This window comes from Kitasatospora sp. NPDC090091, from assembly GCF_044747365.1.
Classification (GTDB): domain Bacteria; phylum Actinomycetota; class Actinomycetes; order Streptomycetales; family Streptomycetaceae; genus Kitasatospora.
The window spans coordinates 43126-59752 of record NZ_JBIVDY010000030.1 but is presented as its reverse complement, the minus strand read 5'-3'; the positions used below and the strand labels follow the sequence as shown (position 1 = coordinate 59752).

At 72.9% G+C, this 16627-nt stretch carries 22 protein-coding genes; all 22 read right to left on the bottom strand.

Features of this window, described 5'->3' with window-relative positions:
• Positions 1–7 precede the first annotated feature (7 nt).
• The gene (locus ACIPSC_RS35190) at positions 8–880 is read right to left on the bottom strand and encodes a phage distal tail protein (protein ID WP_400832860.1); all 873 of its coding nucleotides are present in this window, start codon (positions 878–880) and stop codon (positions 8–10) included.
• A 13-nt stretch (positions 881–893) separates the two neighbouring features.
• Positions 894–4430: a phage tail tape measure protein gene (locus ACIPSC_RS35185; protein WP_400832857.1), complete on the bottom strand. Its 3537-nt coding sequence runs from the start codon at positions 4428–4430 to the stop codon at positions 894–896.
• On the bottom strand, positions 4423–4707 hold the full coding sequence (locus tag ACIPSC_RS35180) for a hypothetical protein (protein WP_400832854.1): 285 nt from the start codon (positions 4705–4707) through the stop codon (positions 4423–4425). The genes ACIPSC_RS35185 and ACIPSC_RS35180 overlap by 8 nt, the downstream gene beginning before the upstream one ends.
• Before the next feature lie 32 nt (positions 4708–4739).
• Positions 4740–5267, bottom strand: a complete 528-nt coding sequence (locus tag ACIPSC_RS35175) for a hypothetical protein (protein WP_400832851.1) — start codon at positions 5265–5267, stop codon at positions 4740–4742.
• Entirely contained in the window at positions 5267–5743 is a 477-nt protein-coding gene (locus ACIPSC_RS35170; RefSeq protein WP_400832848.1) for a hypothetical protein, read from the bottom strand. Before ACIPSC_RS35170 ends, ACIPSC_RS35175 begins: the two co-directional genes overlap by 1 nt.
• 66 nt (positions 5744–5809) lie before the next feature.
• Positions 5810–6139 carry a hypothetical protein gene (locus ACIPSC_RS35165; RefSeq protein WP_400832844.1) on the bottom strand — a complete coding sequence of 110 codons (330 nt, stop codon included), beginning with the start codon at positions 6137–6139 and terminating at the stop codon, positions 5810–5812.
• Positions 6140–6152: 13 nt separating this feature from the next.
• Complete coding sequence (locus tag ACIPSC_RS35160; protein WP_400832840.1) at positions 6153–6560, bottom strand: hypothetical protein; 408 nt, start codon at positions 6558–6560, stop codon at positions 6153–6155.
• Entirely contained in the window at positions 6557–6943 is a 387-nt protein-coding gene (locus ACIPSC_RS35155; RefSeq protein WP_400832832.1) for a hypothetical protein, read from the bottom strand. The genes ACIPSC_RS35160 and ACIPSC_RS35155 overlap by 4 nt, the downstream gene beginning before the upstream one ends.
• Positions 6940–7350 (bottom strand): DUF6093 family protein, encoded by a 411-nt coding sequence (locus ACIPSC_RS35150; protein WP_400832826.1) that lies wholly within the window; start codon positions 7348–7350, stop codon positions 6940–6942. Before ACIPSC_RS35150 ends, ACIPSC_RS35155 begins: the two co-directional genes overlap by 4 nt.
• Positions 7347–7976 (bottom strand): hypothetical protein, encoded by a 630-nt coding sequence (locus ACIPSC_RS35145; protein WP_400832821.1) that lies wholly within the window; start codon positions 7974–7976, stop codon positions 7347–7349. The genes ACIPSC_RS35150 and ACIPSC_RS35145 overlap by 4 nt, the downstream gene beginning before the upstream one ends.
• 18 nt (positions 7977–7994) lie before the next feature.
• Positions 7995–8396, bottom strand: a complete 402-nt coding sequence (locus ACIPSC_RS35140) for a hypothetical protein (RefSeq protein ID WP_400832818.1) — start codon at positions 8394–8396, stop codon at positions 7995–7997.
• Positions 8397–8458: 62 nt separating this feature from the next.
• Positions 8459–9760: a hypothetical protein gene (locus ACIPSC_RS35135; RefSeq protein WP_400832815.1), complete on the bottom strand. Its 1302-nt coding sequence runs from the start codon at positions 9758–9760 to the stop codon at positions 8459–8461.
• Positions 9761–9762: 2 nt separating this feature from the next.
• Positions 9763–9951, bottom strand: coding sequence for a ribosomal-processing cysteine protease Prp (locus ACIPSC_RS35130; protein WP_400832813.1), 189 nt, complete (start codon positions 9949–9951; stop codon positions 9763–9765).
• Positions 9948–10694 (bottom strand): hypothetical protein, encoded by a 747-nt coding sequence (locus ACIPSC_RS35125; RefSeq protein WP_400832810.1) that lies wholly within the window; start codon positions 10692–10694, stop codon positions 9948–9950. The genes ACIPSC_RS35130 and ACIPSC_RS35125 overlap by 4 nt, the downstream gene beginning before the upstream one ends.
• A gap of 54 nt (positions 10695–10748) precedes the next feature.
• Positions 10749–11750 carry a hypothetical protein gene (locus tag ACIPSC_RS35120; RefSeq protein ID WP_400832807.1) on the bottom strand — a complete coding sequence of 334 codons (1002 nt, stop codon included), beginning with the start codon at positions 11748–11750 and terminating at the stop codon, positions 10749–10751.
• A gap of 2 nt (positions 11751–11752) precedes the next feature.
• The gene (locus ACIPSC_RS35115; protein WP_400832802.1) at positions 11753–13201 is read right to left on the bottom strand and encodes a phage portal protein; all 1449 of its coding nucleotides are present in this window, start codon (positions 13199–13201) and stop codon (positions 11753–11755) included.
• Between the two features lie 16 nt (positions 13202–13217).
• Positions 13218–14843: a hypothetical protein gene (locus ACIPSC_RS35110; protein WP_400832799.1), complete on the bottom strand. Its 1626-nt coding sequence runs from the start codon at positions 14841–14843 to the stop codon at positions 13218–13220.
• Positions 14830–15252: a hypothetical protein gene (locus tag ACIPSC_RS35105; RefSeq protein ID WP_400832795.1), complete on the bottom strand. Its 423-nt coding sequence runs from the start codon at positions 15250–15252 to the stop codon at positions 14830–14832. The genes ACIPSC_RS35110 and ACIPSC_RS35105 overlap by 14 nt, the downstream gene beginning before the upstream one ends.
• Positions 15253–15296: 44 nt before the next feature.
• Entirely contained in the window at positions 15297–15473 is a 177-nt protein-coding gene (locus tag ACIPSC_RS35100) for a hypothetical protein (RefSeq protein WP_400832792.1), read from the bottom strand.
• Between the two features lie 471 nt (positions 15474–15944).
• Positions 15945–16148 carry a hypothetical protein gene (locus ACIPSC_RS35095; protein WP_400832789.1) on the bottom strand — a complete coding sequence of 68 codons (204 nt, stop codon included), beginning with the start codon at positions 16146–16148 and terminating at the stop codon, positions 15945–15947.
• Entirely contained in the window at positions 16145–16417 is a 273-nt protein-coding gene (locus ACIPSC_RS35090; RefSeq protein ID WP_400832786.1) for a hypothetical protein, read from the bottom strand. Before ACIPSC_RS35090 ends, ACIPSC_RS35095 begins: the two co-directional genes overlap by 4 nt.
• The gene (locus ACIPSC_RS35085; protein ID WP_400832781.1) at positions 16414–16605 is read right to left on the bottom strand and encodes a hypothetical protein; all 192 of its coding nucleotides are present in this window, start codon (positions 16603–16605) and stop codon (positions 16414–16416) included. Before ACIPSC_RS35085 ends, ACIPSC_RS35090 begins: the two co-directional genes overlap by 4 nt.
• Positions 16606–16627 lie beyond the last annotated feature (22 nt).

The following is a 16627-nucleotide window of genomic DNA, read 5'->3' as shown; positions in this document are numbered from 1 at the left end:
GGCCTCCTCACAGCCAGGCTGAGCGGCAGGTGCCGGTCAGCAGCGCGGACGGGTCGTAGCTGGGGCAGGACCAGCTGAGGGCGAGCTGGGACTGTGGGGGGATCTCGGGCCAGGTGCCGGAGAGGTAGAGGCGGCGGCTGACCTGGTTGTTGAGGGTCACGCGCCGGTTCGCGGCGTCGATCACCAAACTGTCGCCGGCGTTGAGGGTGTCGCTGTAGGTCAGCTGGGAGATCCCGCCGTCCGGGCGGGTCGCGACGATGGTGAACCCGCCGACGGTCGGGCCGGTGATGGTGAGGGTTGGCCGGGTGGCGATCGTCCCGGCGTTGGTGAGGGTGATCGTGCCGGACGCCGTCGTCGCGGTGATCGTGATCGGCAGCGTGATCGGCAGGGTAAGGCCGCCGGTGACACTCGGCAGGGCCGCGGACTGGGACTGCAGGGTGGTGCTGTACCGTCGCGGGTCCGCCGCGGTCAGCAGCACGCTGTAGCGGGCGACCCGGTCCGTCTCCGGCACGAACAGCACCTCGCCGGAGCGGCGGACCGTGACCTGCTTGGGGATGGTCTCGCCGACGACCAGGGTGGTGTCGGTGAGCGATGCGGCCGCGGCGAGCTGCTCGCCGGCTGCGTCGAGTGTCGGCAGGTCGGGTGCGGTGACGGTGCCGGCCAGGGTGATGACGCGCGCCCCGAGGTAGGTCGGGCCCGCCCAGGCGCCGTGGTCGGCCTCGCGGTCGGAGTACTGGGTGCGGACCGCGGGGCCGGACCAGCCCTGCAGTCCGTCCTTGGCGACGGTCCAGGCGACCCCGGCCGCATCCACCACGCCCAGCTGCAACGTGCCGAGCGTGACGGTGCGGCCGAGGACCAGCCCGGGGGTGTAGCCGGCCACCAGCCACCCCCTCTCAGGTGATGAACTCCACGCGCCTGGACAGGTCGGCCAGTTGCTCGTCCGCGGTCTGGCGGGCGCCGTGGAGGTGGATGGTGGTGACGCGGCTGTTGTCGTAGCTCGCGCCGCCCGAGGCCGGGCCGCTGATCTGCCGGGCGGGGATCAGCTCGCTGGCGACCGGCCGGGCCGGGACGAGCTGCTGGCCGAAGATCCCGGCGACCTCGCCGAGCAGGCCCATGCTGCGACGTCGCTTGGCCGGGTCGAGAGGGATGTAGGCCTCGGGGCCGGCCTCCGCCCACAGGATCGGCCTGCGCGAGACCATCGCCTGCCGGCTCGACAATCCGTTCGCGGCCGCGGTGAAGCCGCCGTAGGCGAACCTGCGGACGCTGCCGTCGGCGTTCTCGTCCGGCCGGTCACCGGCGCGGTGCAGGCCGGCCGAGTACTCCAGGGAGACCGTGACGGTGCGGCCCCGGATGCCGTTGATGGCCTGCTGGATCTGGTTCGCTCCGACGTAGGCGTCGTTCGTCGGAACGGTCACCTTGACGCGGCCGTCGGGCAGACGCTCGACGGCGTAGCCGATCGTCTTGAGGTCCTGAATGGCGTCGTCGGTCGGGGCCTTGACCGTGATGCTCTTGCCGGGGGGCACGGCGGCCAGCTTGTCGCGCAGCTCCTCCAGGTCGTGGAGGGTGGCCTGGGCGCCCGGGTCGGTGACCCTGGTCTCCTTCAGAGGTGGCACCTGGGCGTAGGCCGCGGTCAGCTGCTCGATCTGCTCGGCTGTGAACCCTGCCTGCCGCATGGTCGCCTTGAGGGCTTCGACGTCGCGACCGAACGCCACCGTGCCGGCCTCGACCGAGCCGGTCTGCTCTGCGACGGCCTTGGCGTGTGTCATGGCGGCGTCGGCCGCACCGAGTATGGCGGCCTTGACGTCGCGTCCCCTCTCGCTGGTGATGTCCAGCTCGTGACCGTTCTCTTTCACGGTGTCGCGCAGGGTCTTCAGGTCGCTCTGGAAGGAGATCGACGTCGACGCCACGGAGATGTTGACGCCGTTCATGTTGTCGAGGGCAAGCTTCAGCTGGTCGGCGGCGGACTTCTCCTTCTTCAGGTCGTCAGCGGTGCCCGCGGCCGCGTCGCCGAGGGTCTTGGTGCCGACAGCTGCCTTGCCGCTGGCTTCGCCTTCGAGCTTGACCGCCTCGGTGGCATCGGCGACGGCCTGCTTGGTGGCGCCGATGCTGCCGTTGACCTTGTCCCAGCTCGTCTTGAGGTCGTCCCAGCGACGATGGTCCTTGCCCATGGTGGCGAACGACGCCTTGAACTGTTCCTGTACCGCCGCCATGGCGGTGTTGCTGCCGAGGGCCGCGTCGGTGAGGTCCCGCAGCGAGATGCCCAAGGACTTGGCGGCGGCCATCGCGCCGGACTTCTGCAGCTCGTTGATCGCGTAGGCTCGGGTGTTCTCGCCGATGATGCCGCTGTCCTGCTTGACGGCGGCGGTCAGCCCCTCCACGTCGACTTTCGCCGTCTTGTGGCTGCCGCTGAACAGCATCATTGCGGCGACGGCGCCGCCGATGGCGATGCCCCACGGTCCGAGCAGGGTGCTGGTGGTGAATGAGGCGGCGGCGGCGAGCCGCGGCATGGTGACAGCGAGCTCGACCATTGCGGTGCGGAACGCGGCGATCTTCGGCAGGGCGAGGACGAACCCGCCGATGGCCAGTGCGATGACGCCGCTGATACCGGCCACCGCGGTCACCGCTGACTTCAATGGCCCGGGGAGGCTGCTGTAGGCGTCGATGGCGTTGGTGACCCACTTGACCATGTCCCGCAGGACCGTGTTCGCGCTGGTGCCGGACTCGATCAACGCGGTCTCCAGGGAGCCCTTGAGCCGCTCCAGGTCGCCGACCAGGTTGTCGGTCTGCTGGGCAGCCGTCCGGGTCGCGTACCCCTCGTCGTTGACCGCGCCGATCCAGCCGCGGACCTGCTTTTCGCCGGCCTCGTAGAGGATCGATGCAGCGCGCACCGCATCGGCCCCGAAGATCACGCCGAACGCCGCGTTCCTGGCCTCAGGGGTGAGGTCGCCGAAAGAGGCTGCCATGCGTCGGGCCAGTTCGGTGATGCCAACGAACTCGCCGCTCGCGGTGTAGGCGTTGAAGCCGAGCTGCTGCATCATCCGCGCAGACTCGGCGGACTGCGGGGTGAGCCGCTGCAGCATGACCTTCAGCGAGGTGCCGGCATCCGACCCGGTGAGAGCCCCCTGAGCAAACAGGCCCAGCGTTCCGACGGTGTCCTCAAGAGACAGACCGGTCTGATGAGCGACCAGAGCGGCCATCCGGAACGCGAAGCCCATGTCGTGAACGTTCGTTGCCGACTTGCCGGCACCGGCGGAGATAACGTCGGCGATGTGCCCGACCTGGGCGCCTCTCAATCCGAAGGCGTTCATCGCCTGGGCGGCGATCACCGCGGACTCGCCGAGCGAGAGCTGCCCGGACGCCGCCAGGTCGAGGGCGCCCCGCAGGGCGCCGCCGACGATGTCGGCCGTTGAAATACCCGCACGGGCGAGCTCGACCTCGGCGTCCGCCGCCTCCCGGGCGGAGAACACCGTCGCTTTACCGGCCTCGATGGCGGCTGTGCGCAGCGCCCCGAGTTCCTTGCCGGTGGCTCCGGATGCGGCGGCCACGGTCGACATGGACTGTTCGAACCTGGCGGCGGCGACGACCGCGGCGGCGAACACCGCGAGCAGCGCCACGCCGGTGGTGCGCAGGGCACGCCACGCGGCCTCCGAGCGCTCCGCCGAGGCGACCATCGCGGCCGACGCGGCGACCGCCTGGGCGCGCATCGACGCGCCCCACTCGGTGACCGCCGTCCGGGCCCGGCCCAGCATCGTCGCCTGCGCGGCTGCCGCCTCCGCCGTGACGACACCGGCCCCGGCCGCGGCCTCGGCGAGGGCGATCCGGGAGGCGGCCGACAGGCGCTCGGTGCCCGCCGTCGCCGCAGCCGTCGCCGTGGTGGCAGCTGCCCCCGCCTGGACGATCGCCGCCGTCGAGCGGCCGACCGCGGCCCCGATCTCGGTCACCGACCGGGTCGCCGCCGCGGAGGCGGCCCGGAACGCCGGCGGGATCTCCCCTGCTGCTGTCGCGATCCGGGTCGTCGCCGTGGCGGTCTGAGTGAGTGATGTCGTGGAACGCTCGGCGGCGGCGCCGATCTCCACGGCCGACCGGGCGGCCGCCGCGGATGCGGCGCGGAAGGAGGGCGGGATCTCCGTGGCGGCGCCCGCGATCCGGGCCGTCGCGGTTGCCGCCTGAGCGGCGGCCTCCGTCGTGGTCCGGCTTGCCGCCACCGCCGCACGGGCGGCCCGCTCGAAGGCCGTCTGCTGGGCGGCGGCTGCCCGGCTGGCCGCCGCAACCTGCTCGGCCGCGGACTCGCCGAACGCGGCGCCGGCCCGGGCGGCGGACTGCTGGGCGGTCGTGCCGACCCGGCGCAGGTCCTGCTCGGCGCTGGTGGCGCCCCGGCGCACCCCGGACGAGTCCAGGTTGAGCCGGACGTTGACGGTGCGGTCAGCCACGGGGGCCCTCCCTCCGTGTCACGCGCACCTGCGCGCCTCGGGTGTCGCCGCCGGCGTCGCGCCAGCCGTCCAGGTGTCGTGCCGCGCTCGCGCAGGCGTGGCAGCGGACGATCTCCGCCCGCCACGTCTCTTCCAGGTCGCCGTCGAGGGTGTCGGCCAGGGGGTGACCGCAGGAGCAGGTCTCCGCCTCGACCTGGAGCAGGGCGAGCGCCCAGGCGCGGTCCTCGTCGGTCCACAGCACGCCACCCGGGCCGGGCAGCGGACGGCCGAGGAACACGGATCGGGGGACGCCCCAGGCGCGGGCGGCCTCTACCTCTCGCCGGTGCTGTGGCGAAGCGCGGAGGCGGCCAGCGAGAAAGGGACTGACGTGGCCTCGTTGTTCACCCGCCAGGCGGCGAGCTCCAGCTCGTCGCGCTGGGCCTGGTTGAGGACCTCGGCAAGCTGTTCGTACTCCTCGGGCGTCATCGCCGGCTCGACCGCGCACGCCGAGACGAGCGCGGTCGGCAGGGTGGTCGGGTTGTAGAGCTCCTGGGCGTGCCGGCCCGGGTGCACGGCGAGCAGGTCGGACCACGCCTTCGCGGGCAGGGCCCGGAAGGTGAACGGCTGCGCGCTGTCGCGGATCTGGTCCTGGACGGCGGCGATCTCCTTGGCGATCGCGCGTCGCGGGTCTGCGGCGGCGAGGGAGTCGGGCTGCCAGTCGGCAAGGTCGGCGAGCTGGGCCTCCAGCTCGGCGATCCGGCCTGCGGCCGCGCCGTCCAGGTACAGGGTGATGGTCTCCTCGCGGGGCTTGACCCGGGCGAGGACGTCAGCGATCTGGGTGGCCTTGCGTGCCGGCATCAGGCCACCGTCACGTAGGTGCTGGGCTCCGTGGTGACCTTCATCGGGCTCATGAACTTGCCGACCTCGTTGGCGGCGGGCGGGATGTTCGCGGGCTCGCCGCAGGCCATGTAGTAGACCTCGACCTGCTGGCCGGAAGTCCAGGCGGTGGCGTAGGCGAGGTTGCGGCGTACGACGAGGTAGCCGTGGACGCCGTAGCGCAGGGTGGAGTACGGCAGGTCCTCGGCGGGGGTGGTGCCGCGCTTGAACGTCAGTTCGGTGTCGTAGCTGACCCTGCCGACTTCCTTCGTGTCGAACTTGCTCGCCAGGGAGCTGGTGTCGACGTCGGCGGTCTTCGGGTCGAGCTTGAGGCCGTCGGGGGTGATGCGCGGGGTGAGGTCGATGCCGCCGTTGAGCTCGGTGGTGGTCGGGGCGGCGGGGTTGGCGATGGACGCGACCCAGGCCACCCGGGTCGTGCCGTCAACGATCGTGTCCACGGTGCCCTCCTCGGGCATGAGAGAAGCCCCGGCCAGGACGGCACGGGGCTCGGTGGTGGGTGGGGGTCAGATGCGGAATGCGGCCACGGTGACGGTGGTGACGCCGGAGTAGGAGATCGCGGCGAGGCCGTCGGTCGCGCCGGCGAACAGGTCGCTGGTGATGGGGCCGATCAGGCGCTCGCCGGTGGCCGGGACGGACACGGTCGGCGAGGTGACGGTCTGGCCGCGCACCGAGCCGGTCGCGGCCAGCGTGACCGTGATCGGGCTGCCGCCGCCGTTCTTGACGTGCAGGAAGGTGCGCTCGCCGCAGGCGACCTTGTCGCCGCCGCCGGACGCGCTTCCGTAGCTGGGGTTGAGGCCGGCGATGGCGACGGCCTGGACGGACAGGGTGGTCATGGGGCCCTCCAGATCATGCGGGGATGGACCGGATCCGGAGCTGGACCGGCAGGTAGTAGAGGGGCGGGGTGACGTCGTCGTCGCGCTGCAGGGGAGGGCCGCCGAGTTCCTCGGCCCGCCAGCAGGCCCGGCCGGCCACGGTGAGCGGGGCGGCCAGGGCGGCCCGGGCGCGGTCGGCGGTGCCGAGGGCGCCCTCGGGCGTGGTGCCCACACAGGTGACCTGCAGCAGCAGGTCGAGGGTGGTCCGGTCGTCGGCCAGACTGGCTGGTGAGGCGGCGCCGGGCCCCGGGTAGAGGACCGTGAACGTCTTCGGCAGCGACGTGGGGCCCGGCGGGGCTCCGCCGACGTACACCGCCAGTTGCACCGCGGCCAGGGCGGCCCGGACCGCGTCGACGTGCGGGAGAACGGCGGGTGACGTCACAGCAGGCTCTCCCCGAGTGCTTCGACGGCAGCGATGAACCGCGGTTCCTCGGCGAGCAGAGCCCGGCCGCCGTCGTTGTGCGGCGGGTTGTGGACCGACCCGAACTCGAGGATCGCGCCGTACGTCGCCTGTTCCCGGCTTCTGTCCTTGTCGGGGCCGATCACCGCGCTCGATCCGGCCGGGGTGGTGATGAGGTCGTAGCCGATGGTGCGCGGGTAGTGCGGCGCGTGACGGCCGGACGAGGCGGCGGCGTTTGCCGCCCAGTCGCGCTTGATGTTCAGCGCCCCCTTGGAGACGACCTGCCGGGCCTGCCGGTCGACGTCGGCGCCGGCGCGCGCGAGGGCGGCGACGAGGGCCTCGAGGGCGGAGATGTCAGCTGTCATGACCGGTCCTCCACGCTGATCCGCCAGGCCGTGGCCGTGGCCGACTCGGCGACCGAGGTCACCCACAGCACGAGCGCGGGAAGCCGCTGGTCCGGCGACGCCGTCACCAGGACCTGGTCGCCGGGCACCACCCGGTCCCCACCCACGGGCAGCGCCGACCACGGCAGGCTGACCTCGTAGCGGCGCAGCACGACCGCGCGCTCGCCCGACTCCACCTCCTCGGACATGGCGCGGAACGGCTTGACCCGGGCCGGGCCCTCGTAGAGGGTGCGGGCGTCCGGCTGGGTGGTTGAGCCGGTCGCGGGGTTGTAGACGTCGGCGCCGGGGCGGACCAGGCGGACCGTGTCGAGCATGATGGCCTGGTGGGCGGCGCGGCCGGCCTCGAGGAGGGTGCCGAGGCCGCTCATGTGACGGGTGCTACGGAGAACGCCGTGGCGCGGTAGGCGTTGAGGGTGCGCTTGTGGTCGGCGGTGAGGGAGCCGGCGCCGATGGTCTCCGAGGCGAAGGTGCGGCTGTAGTCGTCGATGGCTTCGGAGCGCAGGCCCTGGGGGTTGGTCATCGTCATCGATGCGAGGTCGACGACGATGTCGACGATGTCGTCGGGGACGGTGGCGTAGCCGTGGCTGTAGGTGAGGCGGACCCGGTCGGCCCAGATGCCCTGGGGGCGGGCCCAGGGCCAGCCCATGAGCCTGGTCTGCGCCCAGAACGCCTCGGCGCGGGTGAGCTTGGAGCCGAGGCGGGTGTAGTCGCGGCCTTCGACGCAGGTGAACTCGGTGCCGGTGACGCCGAACAGCTCGGTGACGGTGAGCGGGTTGGTGTCGTCGACCAGCAGGGGCCGCTGTGGGAGCAGGAGCTGGCGGCCGCCGCCGGGGATCTCGACGGTGTCCTGGGCGTGGAAGGTGAGTTCCTGCCGGGTGTAGGCGCGCACGCGGGCCGAGGCGCGGCGTAGGGCGGCGGCGGCCTGGGTGGGGTCGAGGGTGCGCTGGAGGGCGGCTTCGAGGTCGGCCTGGGTGGCGAGCGGGGGGAGGGTCACGAGGGGTCCTCCCTCCGGTCAGTCCTCGGTGGTGTCGGCAACGGCGGCCAGGCGCTTGACGGCGGTGGCGCGCGGGTTGTCCTTGGCCTGCTCGGCGGCCAGGGCGGCGGCGGCCCGGTCGGGGTCGTCGCCGACCCAGGTCATGAGGGCCTCGATGGTGCCGTCGACGGGCGGCTCCCCGTCCGGGCCGCCGCCGTCGGCACCAGTGTCGCCGGGGTTCCCGTCGCCGCTGTCGCTGCCGGGCTCGGGGTCGGCCGGCGGTTCGGCCGGGGCCGGGGGCTCGCCGTCGACGATCTCGACCGGCGCCCGGGTGGTCCACAGGTGGGCGGCGAGTTCGCCGTCGACCTCGGCGCCTTCGCGCAGCTCGTGGATCTGGTAGTTGAAGTAGGTGCGGGTGTCGGCGGTGGCGCGCACGCGCATGAGGGTCCTCCTCGGGGGCGGGTCCGGGGCGCAGCGCAGGGTGGCCGCGCCCCGGGAGGGGGTCAGGCGTGCTCGATGACGACGCCGCGCTTGTAGAGGGCGGCGTCGCCGGTGCCGACGTCGGTGGGGACGCCGTAGTCGCCGATCCAGGACCAGGTGGTGGTGAGGACCTGCTGCAGGCGGTCCTGCGGCGGGCGGACGATCATCGTGACGTCGACGCCGGGGGCGGCGTTGATGGTGCGCACGTCCGGGACGTCCTCGACGCCGGTGCCGGCGAGGAGGGAGCCGGTGGAGTCGAACGGGGCGGCCATGAGCGCGCCGCCGCCGAGCACGATCGGCCGGTGAACGGTCACGGTGCCGGCCGAGCCGCCGAGGATGGTCGGGCACTCGATGTTGCGGACCCAGTCGATGCCGCCGAAACGGCCGATCGACAGGTCCCGGTAGACCGGGGAGTCCACGCGCCCCTGAAGGGCCTGCTTGAAGTCGCTGTCGGAGAACAGTTGCGCCTCGGTGTCGGGGTCGATGTGCGCGACGTAGTAGCCGTTGATCGTCGGGACGTTCATCTTCCGCAGGCGGGCGACCGCGGCGCGGAAGTTGGCGAAGGTGACGACGTTGGACCCGGACAGGTCGTAGGCGGAGTTGCCGGTCGCCCGGATGGTGACGGGGGCGTTGGAGGCCAGGACGTAGTCGCCGGCGACGTCGGCGCGGGCGGTGCCCAGGGTCAGCGTGCTGGTGCCGCTGTTGACGCCGACGACGGTGTTGGCGACACCCGCGATGGTGACGTTGAGCGGGTTCGCGCCGGAGACCGGGGTGGGCACGCCGTTGACGAGGACGGTGGAGAACCCGGCGACGGACTGCACGATGATGCTGGTGTCCGAGCCGCCGGCGGTGGTGCACCAGGTCCGGCCGCCGGAGTAGGCGTTGTAGAGCTTGTTCCGGGAGACCTGGTTGATGGTCTGGCCGGCGTTGATCCCGAGGGTCTCGACGTCGGAGAGGAACTTGCTGGCCAGGGCCATGCTGCTGGACAGCATGTTGGTGTCCATGGAGTTCGCGTACTGATCCATGGTCACGGACCACTGCTCGATGCCGTAGGTGGCCGCGGACGGGTCGGAGCCCGTGATCGGGGTGGTCACCGGGGCGAGCAGGCCCTTGCGGGTGAAGGTCTTGGTGTCGCCGAGGCCGGCCATCCACGGCTCGGAGTCGGCGATCGCCGGGAAGATGAAGTTCGGGACGAGGGCGTCGCGGAAGACGCGGTCCAGGATGCCGTTCTGCAGCATGGCGCGGATCTGCGTGGGCACGGTGCCGCGCACGTCGTGCCGGGCGAGGTCGAACCACTGGCGGGCCGCGGTCAGGGTGGGGGACATGCTCACTCCTCGGTGATGGTGACGGACACGAGGTCCGGGTGTTGCCGGGCGATCTGTTCGAGGCCCAGCAGTGCGGTTTGGGTGACGGCGGATACGGCCGCGCAGACGCGGCCTCCCGCGGCGTGCTCCTCATGGCCGACCACCTCGATGGAGGTGCGCCCGTCGCCCAGGCGGGCGCGGATGTGGATCACGACCGCAGCCGGTACCCGTACTTGGCGAGCTCCGCGTCGCGTTCCTCGCGGGAGGCGGAGCGGAAGTCGGTGGGCGGCGCGGGCGGGCGGGAGCCCTGGCCCGGGTCCGGCCTCGGCCGGCGGGGCCGCTCCGCGGCGGGCTCGGCCGGCGCCGCGGGGGCGGGTTCGGGCCTGGCCCAGTGCGGCTTGCGGTCGAGCAGGTCAGCGAGGGCGGCCTGAATGGCGTCGGTGTCGATGTCGCCGTCGGCGTCGACGTACTGGGCCGGGTCGCGCATCAGGACCTCGATGGCGTCGCTGGGGTCGGCGAACCGGTCCGTGGCGCTGGCCCTGATCTCGGCGGACACGGCGCGAGCGACGGCCTTGGCGGCCTGGTCGGCGGCGCGTTCGGCCTTGGCCGTGGCCTTCTCCAGCTCGGACTTGTCGCGGTCCTCGAACTCGCGGACCCGGGCCTCGGCGGCGAGGCGGGCCTTGCGCTCCTCCGCCGCGGCGCGCTTGGCGGCGGCCGTGTCGGCCTTCATCCGGTCGATGGCCCGCTTGCCGGCGTCGCCGAGCTTTGCCTCGTCGTCGCTTGCGGGCTTGGTCTCGCCGGCCGGGTCGTCGGCGGGGTCGGCGCCAGTAGCGGGGTCGTGCTGGTCGTCGTCGGCGGGATCCGGGGTGCCCGGGTCGGCGCCGGCGGCGGGGTCGCCCTGGTCGGTCTCGTCGTGGCGGGCGAGGTCGAACCAGGCTTGGGTCAGGTTGGGCATGGTGGTGTGTCTCCCGTTGCAGGAGGTGGGACCGGTCCGGCGTTGCGCCGGTGGTCAGGTCAGGTAGCCGTAGCGGCGGAGCATGGAGATCAGCTGGTCGCGGGTTTCCGCGCGCTGGTAGATCTCCTCGGGCAGCAGCCGGCGGGTGGTCAGCTTGAAGGCGCGACGGTCCTGGCTGCGGGGGATCAGGCCCAGGCGGATCGCGCGCTCCCGCTCGGAGCGGAAGAACGCGCCGCGGACGGTGGTCGCGTCGTAGGTGGCGCGCACCCGGTTGAGGCCCACGCCGGCCTGGTACATGCCGCGGCGGGCGTTGACCACGCTGTTGATGTCGGCGCCGTCCCGGATCGCCTGCGCCCCGTGGATCGTGAAGACGCGGTCTTGCTCCGCGCGGGACAGGCTGTGGAAGTACCGCGCGGTGTCCATGGTCCGGTCGCCGCGCCGGTAGCGGGTCATCGGCAGGTGCACGCAGTCGCAGTGCGGGTGCCGGTCGAACCCGGCGTTGAACGCGTACTCCTTGCCGGCGAGGACGGCGCAGCGGGCGCACGAGGGCGGGCTCAGCACCCGCACGTAGCCGCGGGTGGCCCGGTTCCCGGCGATCCCGACACCGGTGGCGGTGCGGCCGGCGTCGGCGACCTCGGTGGTCACCGCGCGCAGCAGGGTGGCCAGTCCCCCGGTCATCGCCTCCAGGCCGGGCAGGCCGGTGGTGGCGCGCCACTTCGCGTCGATCACCGGCTCGTACAGCAGGGACATCAGGCTGCGGCCGTCGGCGGCGCGGCCGGTGAACGCGCCGGTGCGGACCTGCCCGGCCGGATCTCCGGCGGCGCCGTCCGCGGCGACGACGGCGGCGACGTAGGCGTCGGCCGGCGCCGCGGCGGCCTGCTGTCCGTCCGTCACCGCCTGCACCAGCGCCGGCCCCACCGACAGCCACTGGCCGTCGATGCCCGCCGGGTCGAAGCCGAGGCTGCGCCACACCGCCTGGGCCCGGTCGGCGGCCTGGCGGACGGTGCGCTGCTGCTGCAGGTAGTGCGCGGTAGCGAGTTCCTCCGCGGTAGCCACCGCTACTCCCCGCGGCCCGGCCCGGCCGCCACGGCCCCGGCAGTGGCGGGGGCGGGTTCGGCGGCGTCCTCACCGGACGGCAGGAGGTCGGGCTGCGGCTTGGGCCCGTAGCCGGCCGCGAGGTCGCCACCCATCGCCCGCTCCAGCGCACTGTGCTGCATCTCCCGCATCCGCCGGCGCTGCTCGGCGCTGTAGCCCAGGTCCTCCCAGGCCTGCTCGGTCGGCAGGATCCCGGCCGAGTGGAGCTTGACCACCGCGTCCGCCTTCTGCGCGTAGGTCGGCGTGGACGGGTCCCGCCACACGGTCTCCAGGGACCGCGCCGACGGCGCCACTTCGCCGTCGCGCACCAGCAGCGCCAACCGCATGACCCGCTCCCAGGCGCCGCCGAAGGCCCGCTGGCGGCGCTCGGCCCGCTTGACGAGCCGCGCCTCGCTGGAGCGGATGGCGTCCGCGGACGGCGGGTTGGCGGTGGCCAGACCGAGGAAGTGCGGCGGCAGGCCGGTCAGGGCCGCGACCAGCCGGGCCAGGGCGTTGATCGTCTCGTGGAAGTTGGTCAGCTGCGCCTCGGTGAACTGGCCGTACTTCACGTTGGGGTCCTCGTTGACCCACAGACGCCCGGCGAGGGAGGAGAACGCGCCGAGCGGGTTGCCCTGCTCGTCGGCGAAGTCGTCCCGGGACGCGCCGGTGGCCCACCGGCGCGGCATGGCGTGGTACTCGGCCGAGAGCATCATGTCCGTCGCGATCTTGCAGGCGGCATCGGACAGCGGGATCACCGTCTTCAGCTCCGACCGGCCGAGCGGGCCCGCCAGCCGCGGCCGGTTCGCAATCATCTCGACCGGCAGCTGCCCCAGGCCGTGCTCGTCCCCCTCGTCCCGCTGCTCCGCCCACGCCCCCTTGTCGAGGGCGAACACGTGCCGGGAGTTGGGCAGGTAGAGGGTGGCCATCTTGGTCGCTGCCGCGCCCAGGCACGGCTCCTCCCAGCGCTTGACCGCGGCGAGCAGCCGGCGGGTGCGCGGGTCCTGCTCGGCGTGGACCTGCAGCGCCGACTCGACGGTGACGAGCGGCATGTCGTCGTCCTCGTCGTTGGTGCCGACGATGGCGTAGGCCCGGCCGAGGGCGAGGGCGTCGACGTGGCCCTGCTGGGAGCCCTCGTCGAGGTCGTTGGCCTGCCAGATCTGCCACAGGTCTTCGGCGGTCGTCTCGGAGTCCGCGTAGCGGAAGCCCTCGATGTCGAGCCGCTCCTCGAGGGAGTCGACGATGAGCTCCGGCCAGTTGATGACGACCTGGCGCATCCGGTCCTGGAGTTCGTTGAGGAGCTCCGGCGCCATGTAGGAGAGCGGCTGGCGGCCCTCGTAGTAGGCGTTCATGAGCTCGAGGCCCTTGCGTTCCTCGTCGTGGGCGGCGACGAGGCGCTTGAGCCACTGCTCGGGGGTCAGATCGGCCAGCGTCACCGGACACCACCCCCTGTCATCGCATCACGGTCGTTCTCCGTGGTTTGGTGGGTCGGGCGAGGCCGGCGGCGATGGCGTCGCCGGCGGCTTCGTGGGCGAGGATGCTGGTGACGGCGAGGTCGATCTTCTGGTGGGGCGCGGGCTTGCGCAGGACGTACCGGTCGGCGGTGCGGGCGGCCCGGCGGGCGTTGCCGACGTGGGTGGAGGTGTCCTCGCAGCCGTCGTGGGTGAACCGGCTGTCGGCCTTGGTGACGTCGGTGAGCAGGCGCTCACAGGCGGCGTGCATCTGGACGATGCGGTTGGTCCACCAGCGGACGACCCGCTTGTCGCCGTACTTGTCGGCCCAGGTGTCCACCTCGGTCTCCCAGTACGGCGGGTCGGCGTACATGCGCACCACGCGGTAGCGGCGCATCAGCTCGTCGACGGCGGCGTGCACCTCCAGGCGCGGTACTTGGCCGCCCCACTCGGCGGGGTTCCAGATCGTCGGCAGCTCCAGGCTGGAGTAGACCGGCGTGAACTGGTGCCCGGTGTCGAGGGTCTCGGCGCGGATGCCGGTCCAGTCGTCGAGGTCACTGCCGTCGAAGCCGAGCACGATCGGGGTGCCGTCCGGCACGTGCTGGTCGGCGGCGCGGAGGTCCCAGCGGTCCCGGGCCAGCCACACGCCCGTGCCCGCGGTGATCCGGTTGCCGAAGAACCGCTCGGCCTGCGCGGGGTCGACGCTGATCAGCTCGGCCGCCTCGGCCTCGATGGCGTCGAGGTCGACGTGGCCGGCCCCGGCGTAGACGTAGCGGTGGATGCGCCGCCGGTCTGCCTTCAGCTCGTACTTCAGGGCGGCCGGCGGGACCCGGTGGAACCGGAAGATGTCCTTGACCTTGGCGGCGGCCTCGGCGGTGCGCTGCGCCACCGAGTTCTCCGACGGGTCCCAGGCGTTGGTCGTCTCCATCGTCCGGCCGCCCATGCCGGCCGCGCCGCGGCGCTGGGTCTCGGCGACCCGGGTCATCTTGTTGGCGACGGTCCACAGCTGCGTCTCGTCCTGCAGGACGAACGTGACCGGGTTGCCGAGGCGGGACTGGGCGGACGAGGTGACCACGTCGATGCGGCCGTCGCCGGGGAGGCGAATGAACTCCTCGCCGACCTTCATCAGCTCGCCCAGCGGACCGTTGCGGATCATCGACTGGAGCGGCCGGTAGACGTTGTCGGTCTGTTCCTCCGAGAACGCGGTGATCTGCACCAGTGGCGTCGGCCACGGTCGGCCCATGGCGTCGCCGGGCTCGTACTCGTACACCCAGCCGCAGCCGCAGCCCCAGTCCCGGCAGTCGTAGACCTCGCCACCGGCGGCCCAGCCGGCGAAGACGACCGGCCCCACGGCCTCCGCCGCGCAGATCGATGCGGTTCCCGGGCCCTTCCCCATTTTCTGTGGAGCGACCCACTGCGAGCGGCGGTAGTGGAACGCCGGTGCGAGCTGGCCGAGTTGCGCCTCGGGCTTGACCCGGTAGTGGTTCGCGGTGCACCACAGCTGCCAGTCGTACAGCTGAAACGGCTCGCCCTTGCGGAAGCCGTCCGGGATGACGCAGTGCCGCTCGATCCAGTCGCAGACCACCCACAGCGTCGGGAAGTCGACCTCGAACTCAAGCCCCGTCACTGGTCACGACCTGAAGTCGGGAACGTGCCGAAGTGCGACCGGAGCCCGACGCAGACCGCGCGGTGGGCGCAGTGGCCGGCTCCTCGTCGCGGTTGATTCGCCACCGGTTGGCGCGCATGCCCGGGGTGGTCAGGCCGAGGCTGTCGGCCATCTGTCGCACCACGGTGGTGAGGTTGACCCGAGAGTCCATGAGCTCGGCCTCGGTCAGCCGGCGTACGTAGAGCGCGACCTCCAGCTCCTGCCCGTACCGCTCCCACATCAGCGCCTGCGGCTTGGCCCACAACTGCTCCCACAGCCCTTCCTCCCGCAGGCTCTGCTCCGTCAGCGGCCACTCGGGAGCTGCGCCCTGGCGACCTTCGGCAGGCAGGATCGTCCACTCGCCGGCGTCGCGTTCGCGGCGCAGTGCCATGGGGTCGGGGGCGGGGCCGGATCGTGCGCGTGCCCCGCCGCGGGTCACCGCAGGACTCCGGTGGCGGTCAGTGCGAGGCCAGTGACGACGGCGGCGTTGATGAGGGCGGCAACGGCGGCGGCGCCTCCGGTCATGGGGGTGCGCACCTTGCCGACGGAGGTGATGGTGATCAGGGTGCCGATGATGGTCCAGGCGGCGAGGATCCAGCAGAAGAGGGCCATGGTGGGGTTCTCCTTGGGGTGGCCGCGTTGCGCGGCGCGAGGCTGGCCGGCGTTGCGCTCGGTCAGGTGCTGCGGGGGTGGTTCGGCGGGTGTCCCGGGCCGTGGTGGTAGGCCGCCTGGGGGCGGCTGACCGGGAACGCGGTCACCGTCAGTCACCTAGCCCATGATCATCTTGGGAGTTCTGAACCTGGCAAACCGGGCAGCGCGCTCCCCGGCGGTCCACCGGCCGTGGGGGCCTGGGGGCCTCCCCCCTGGGGGTGGTGACGGTGGGTAGCGAGCCCCGGGAGCAGGGTGGTGACGGCCCGTGAGGCCCGCCTGGCAGCCTGTGGGGCCCTGAGGGCTGCCGCGGCGCCCCCGTGGCCCGCTGTGCCCGTGCTGGTGCCCTGCCGGCCCCTGCCTGGGCCGCGTGGGCGGCGCCGTGGCCGTGCCCCTGGCGTGGCCGAGGGGCGGGGCGGGCAGCCGGCGGCTGGCTCAGGGCGTGGGTGCGGGCGGTGGCGGGCCGGCGGGCGGCAGGCCGAGGGCGGCGCGCACGGCGGCCACGACGGCGGGTGAGCGGCAGGGCCGGGGGCCGGGCGGGAGCAGCAGGGCGGGCGGGCCGGCGTCGGGGTCCACCCACGGTGGCGGGGTGGGGTACGGGGCGGCCGGCCCTGGCCCGTGCGGCTGGTGGCTGCTCACTGGTCGGCGTGTGGTGGTGGGGTCCAGCCGAGGGCGACGAGCAGGGCCGCTGTGGCGTCGGGGACCAGGACGACGGCGCTGTCCACCTCGGTGGTGTCGAGGGCGACGACGCGGGGCTCGACTGCGAGGGCCGGGTGCTCGCCGGTGGCGAGGTGGAGGGTGCAGGAGCGGACGGCGTGGGAGACGTCGGTGCCGTCGATGGTGAGCCGGTGGGTGATGCCGGTGGAGGTGAGGGCGACGTGGTGGCGGGGCTGCCCGGTGGGGGTCATGCGACGTCGAGCTTGCCGTCGTAGACGACGACGGCCTTGGCGCCGCACTGGTCGCGTAGGGCGGGCAGGGCGGCGGTGAGGTCGGCGAGCTCCTCGGGGCTGCAGCCGGCGACCCTGTCGACGATGAGGACGAAGGGCCTGGCACCGTCGGGCCGAATGGGCAGGGCGAGGGCCTGGATGCGCGCCATGGGCGTCTCCTGAGGGGTGAGG

Bases quoted from the DNA above. Each gene is read 5' to 3' on its own strand.
- ACIPSC_RS35175 (WP_400832851.1), bottom strand. From the start codon at position 5,267: ATGCCGGCACGCAAGGCCACCCAGATCGCTGACGTCCTCGCCCGGGTC.
- ACIPSC_RS35165 (WP_400832844.1), bottom strand. From the start codon at position 6,139: ATGACCACCCTGTCCGTCCAGGCCGTCGCCATCGCCGGCCTCAACCCC.
- ACIPSC_RS35155 (WP_400832832.1), bottom strand. From the start codon at position 6,943: ATGACAGCTGACATCTCCGCCCTCGAGGCCCTCGTCGCCGCCCTCGCG.
- ACIPSC_RS35150 (WP_400832826.1), bottom strand. From the start codon at position 7,350: ATGAGCGGCCTCGGCACCCTCCTCGAGGCCGGCCGCGCCGCCCACCAG.
- ACIPSC_RS35140 (WP_400832818.1), bottom strand. From the start codon at position 8,396: ATGCGCGTGCGCGCCACCGCCGACACCCGCACCTACTTCAACTACCAG.
- ACIPSC_RS35135 (WP_400832815.1), bottom strand. From the start codon at position 9,760: ATGTCCCCCACCCTGACCGCGGCCCGCCAGTGGTTCGACCTCGCCCGG.
- ACIPSC_RS35125 (WP_400832810.1), bottom strand. From the start codon at position 10,694: ATGCCCAACCTGACCCAAGCCTGGTTCGACCTCGCCCGCCACGACGAG.
- ACIPSC_RS35105 (WP_400832795.1), bottom strand. From the start codon at position 15,252: ATGGCACTGCGCCGCGAACGCGACGCCGGCGAGTGGACGATCCTGCCT.
- ACIPSC_RS35100 (WP_400832792.1), bottom strand. From the start codon at position 15,473: ATGGCCCTCTTCTGCTGGATCCTCGCCGCCTGGACCATCATCGGCACC.
- ACIPSC_RS35090 (WP_400832786.1), bottom strand. From the start codon at position 16,417: ATGACCCCCACCGGGCAGCCCCGCCACCACGTCGCCCTCACCTCCACC.
- ACIPSC_RS35085 (WP_400832781.1), bottom strand. From the start codon at position 16,605: ATGGCGCGCATCCAGGCCCTCGCCCTGCCCATTCGGCCCGACGGTGCC.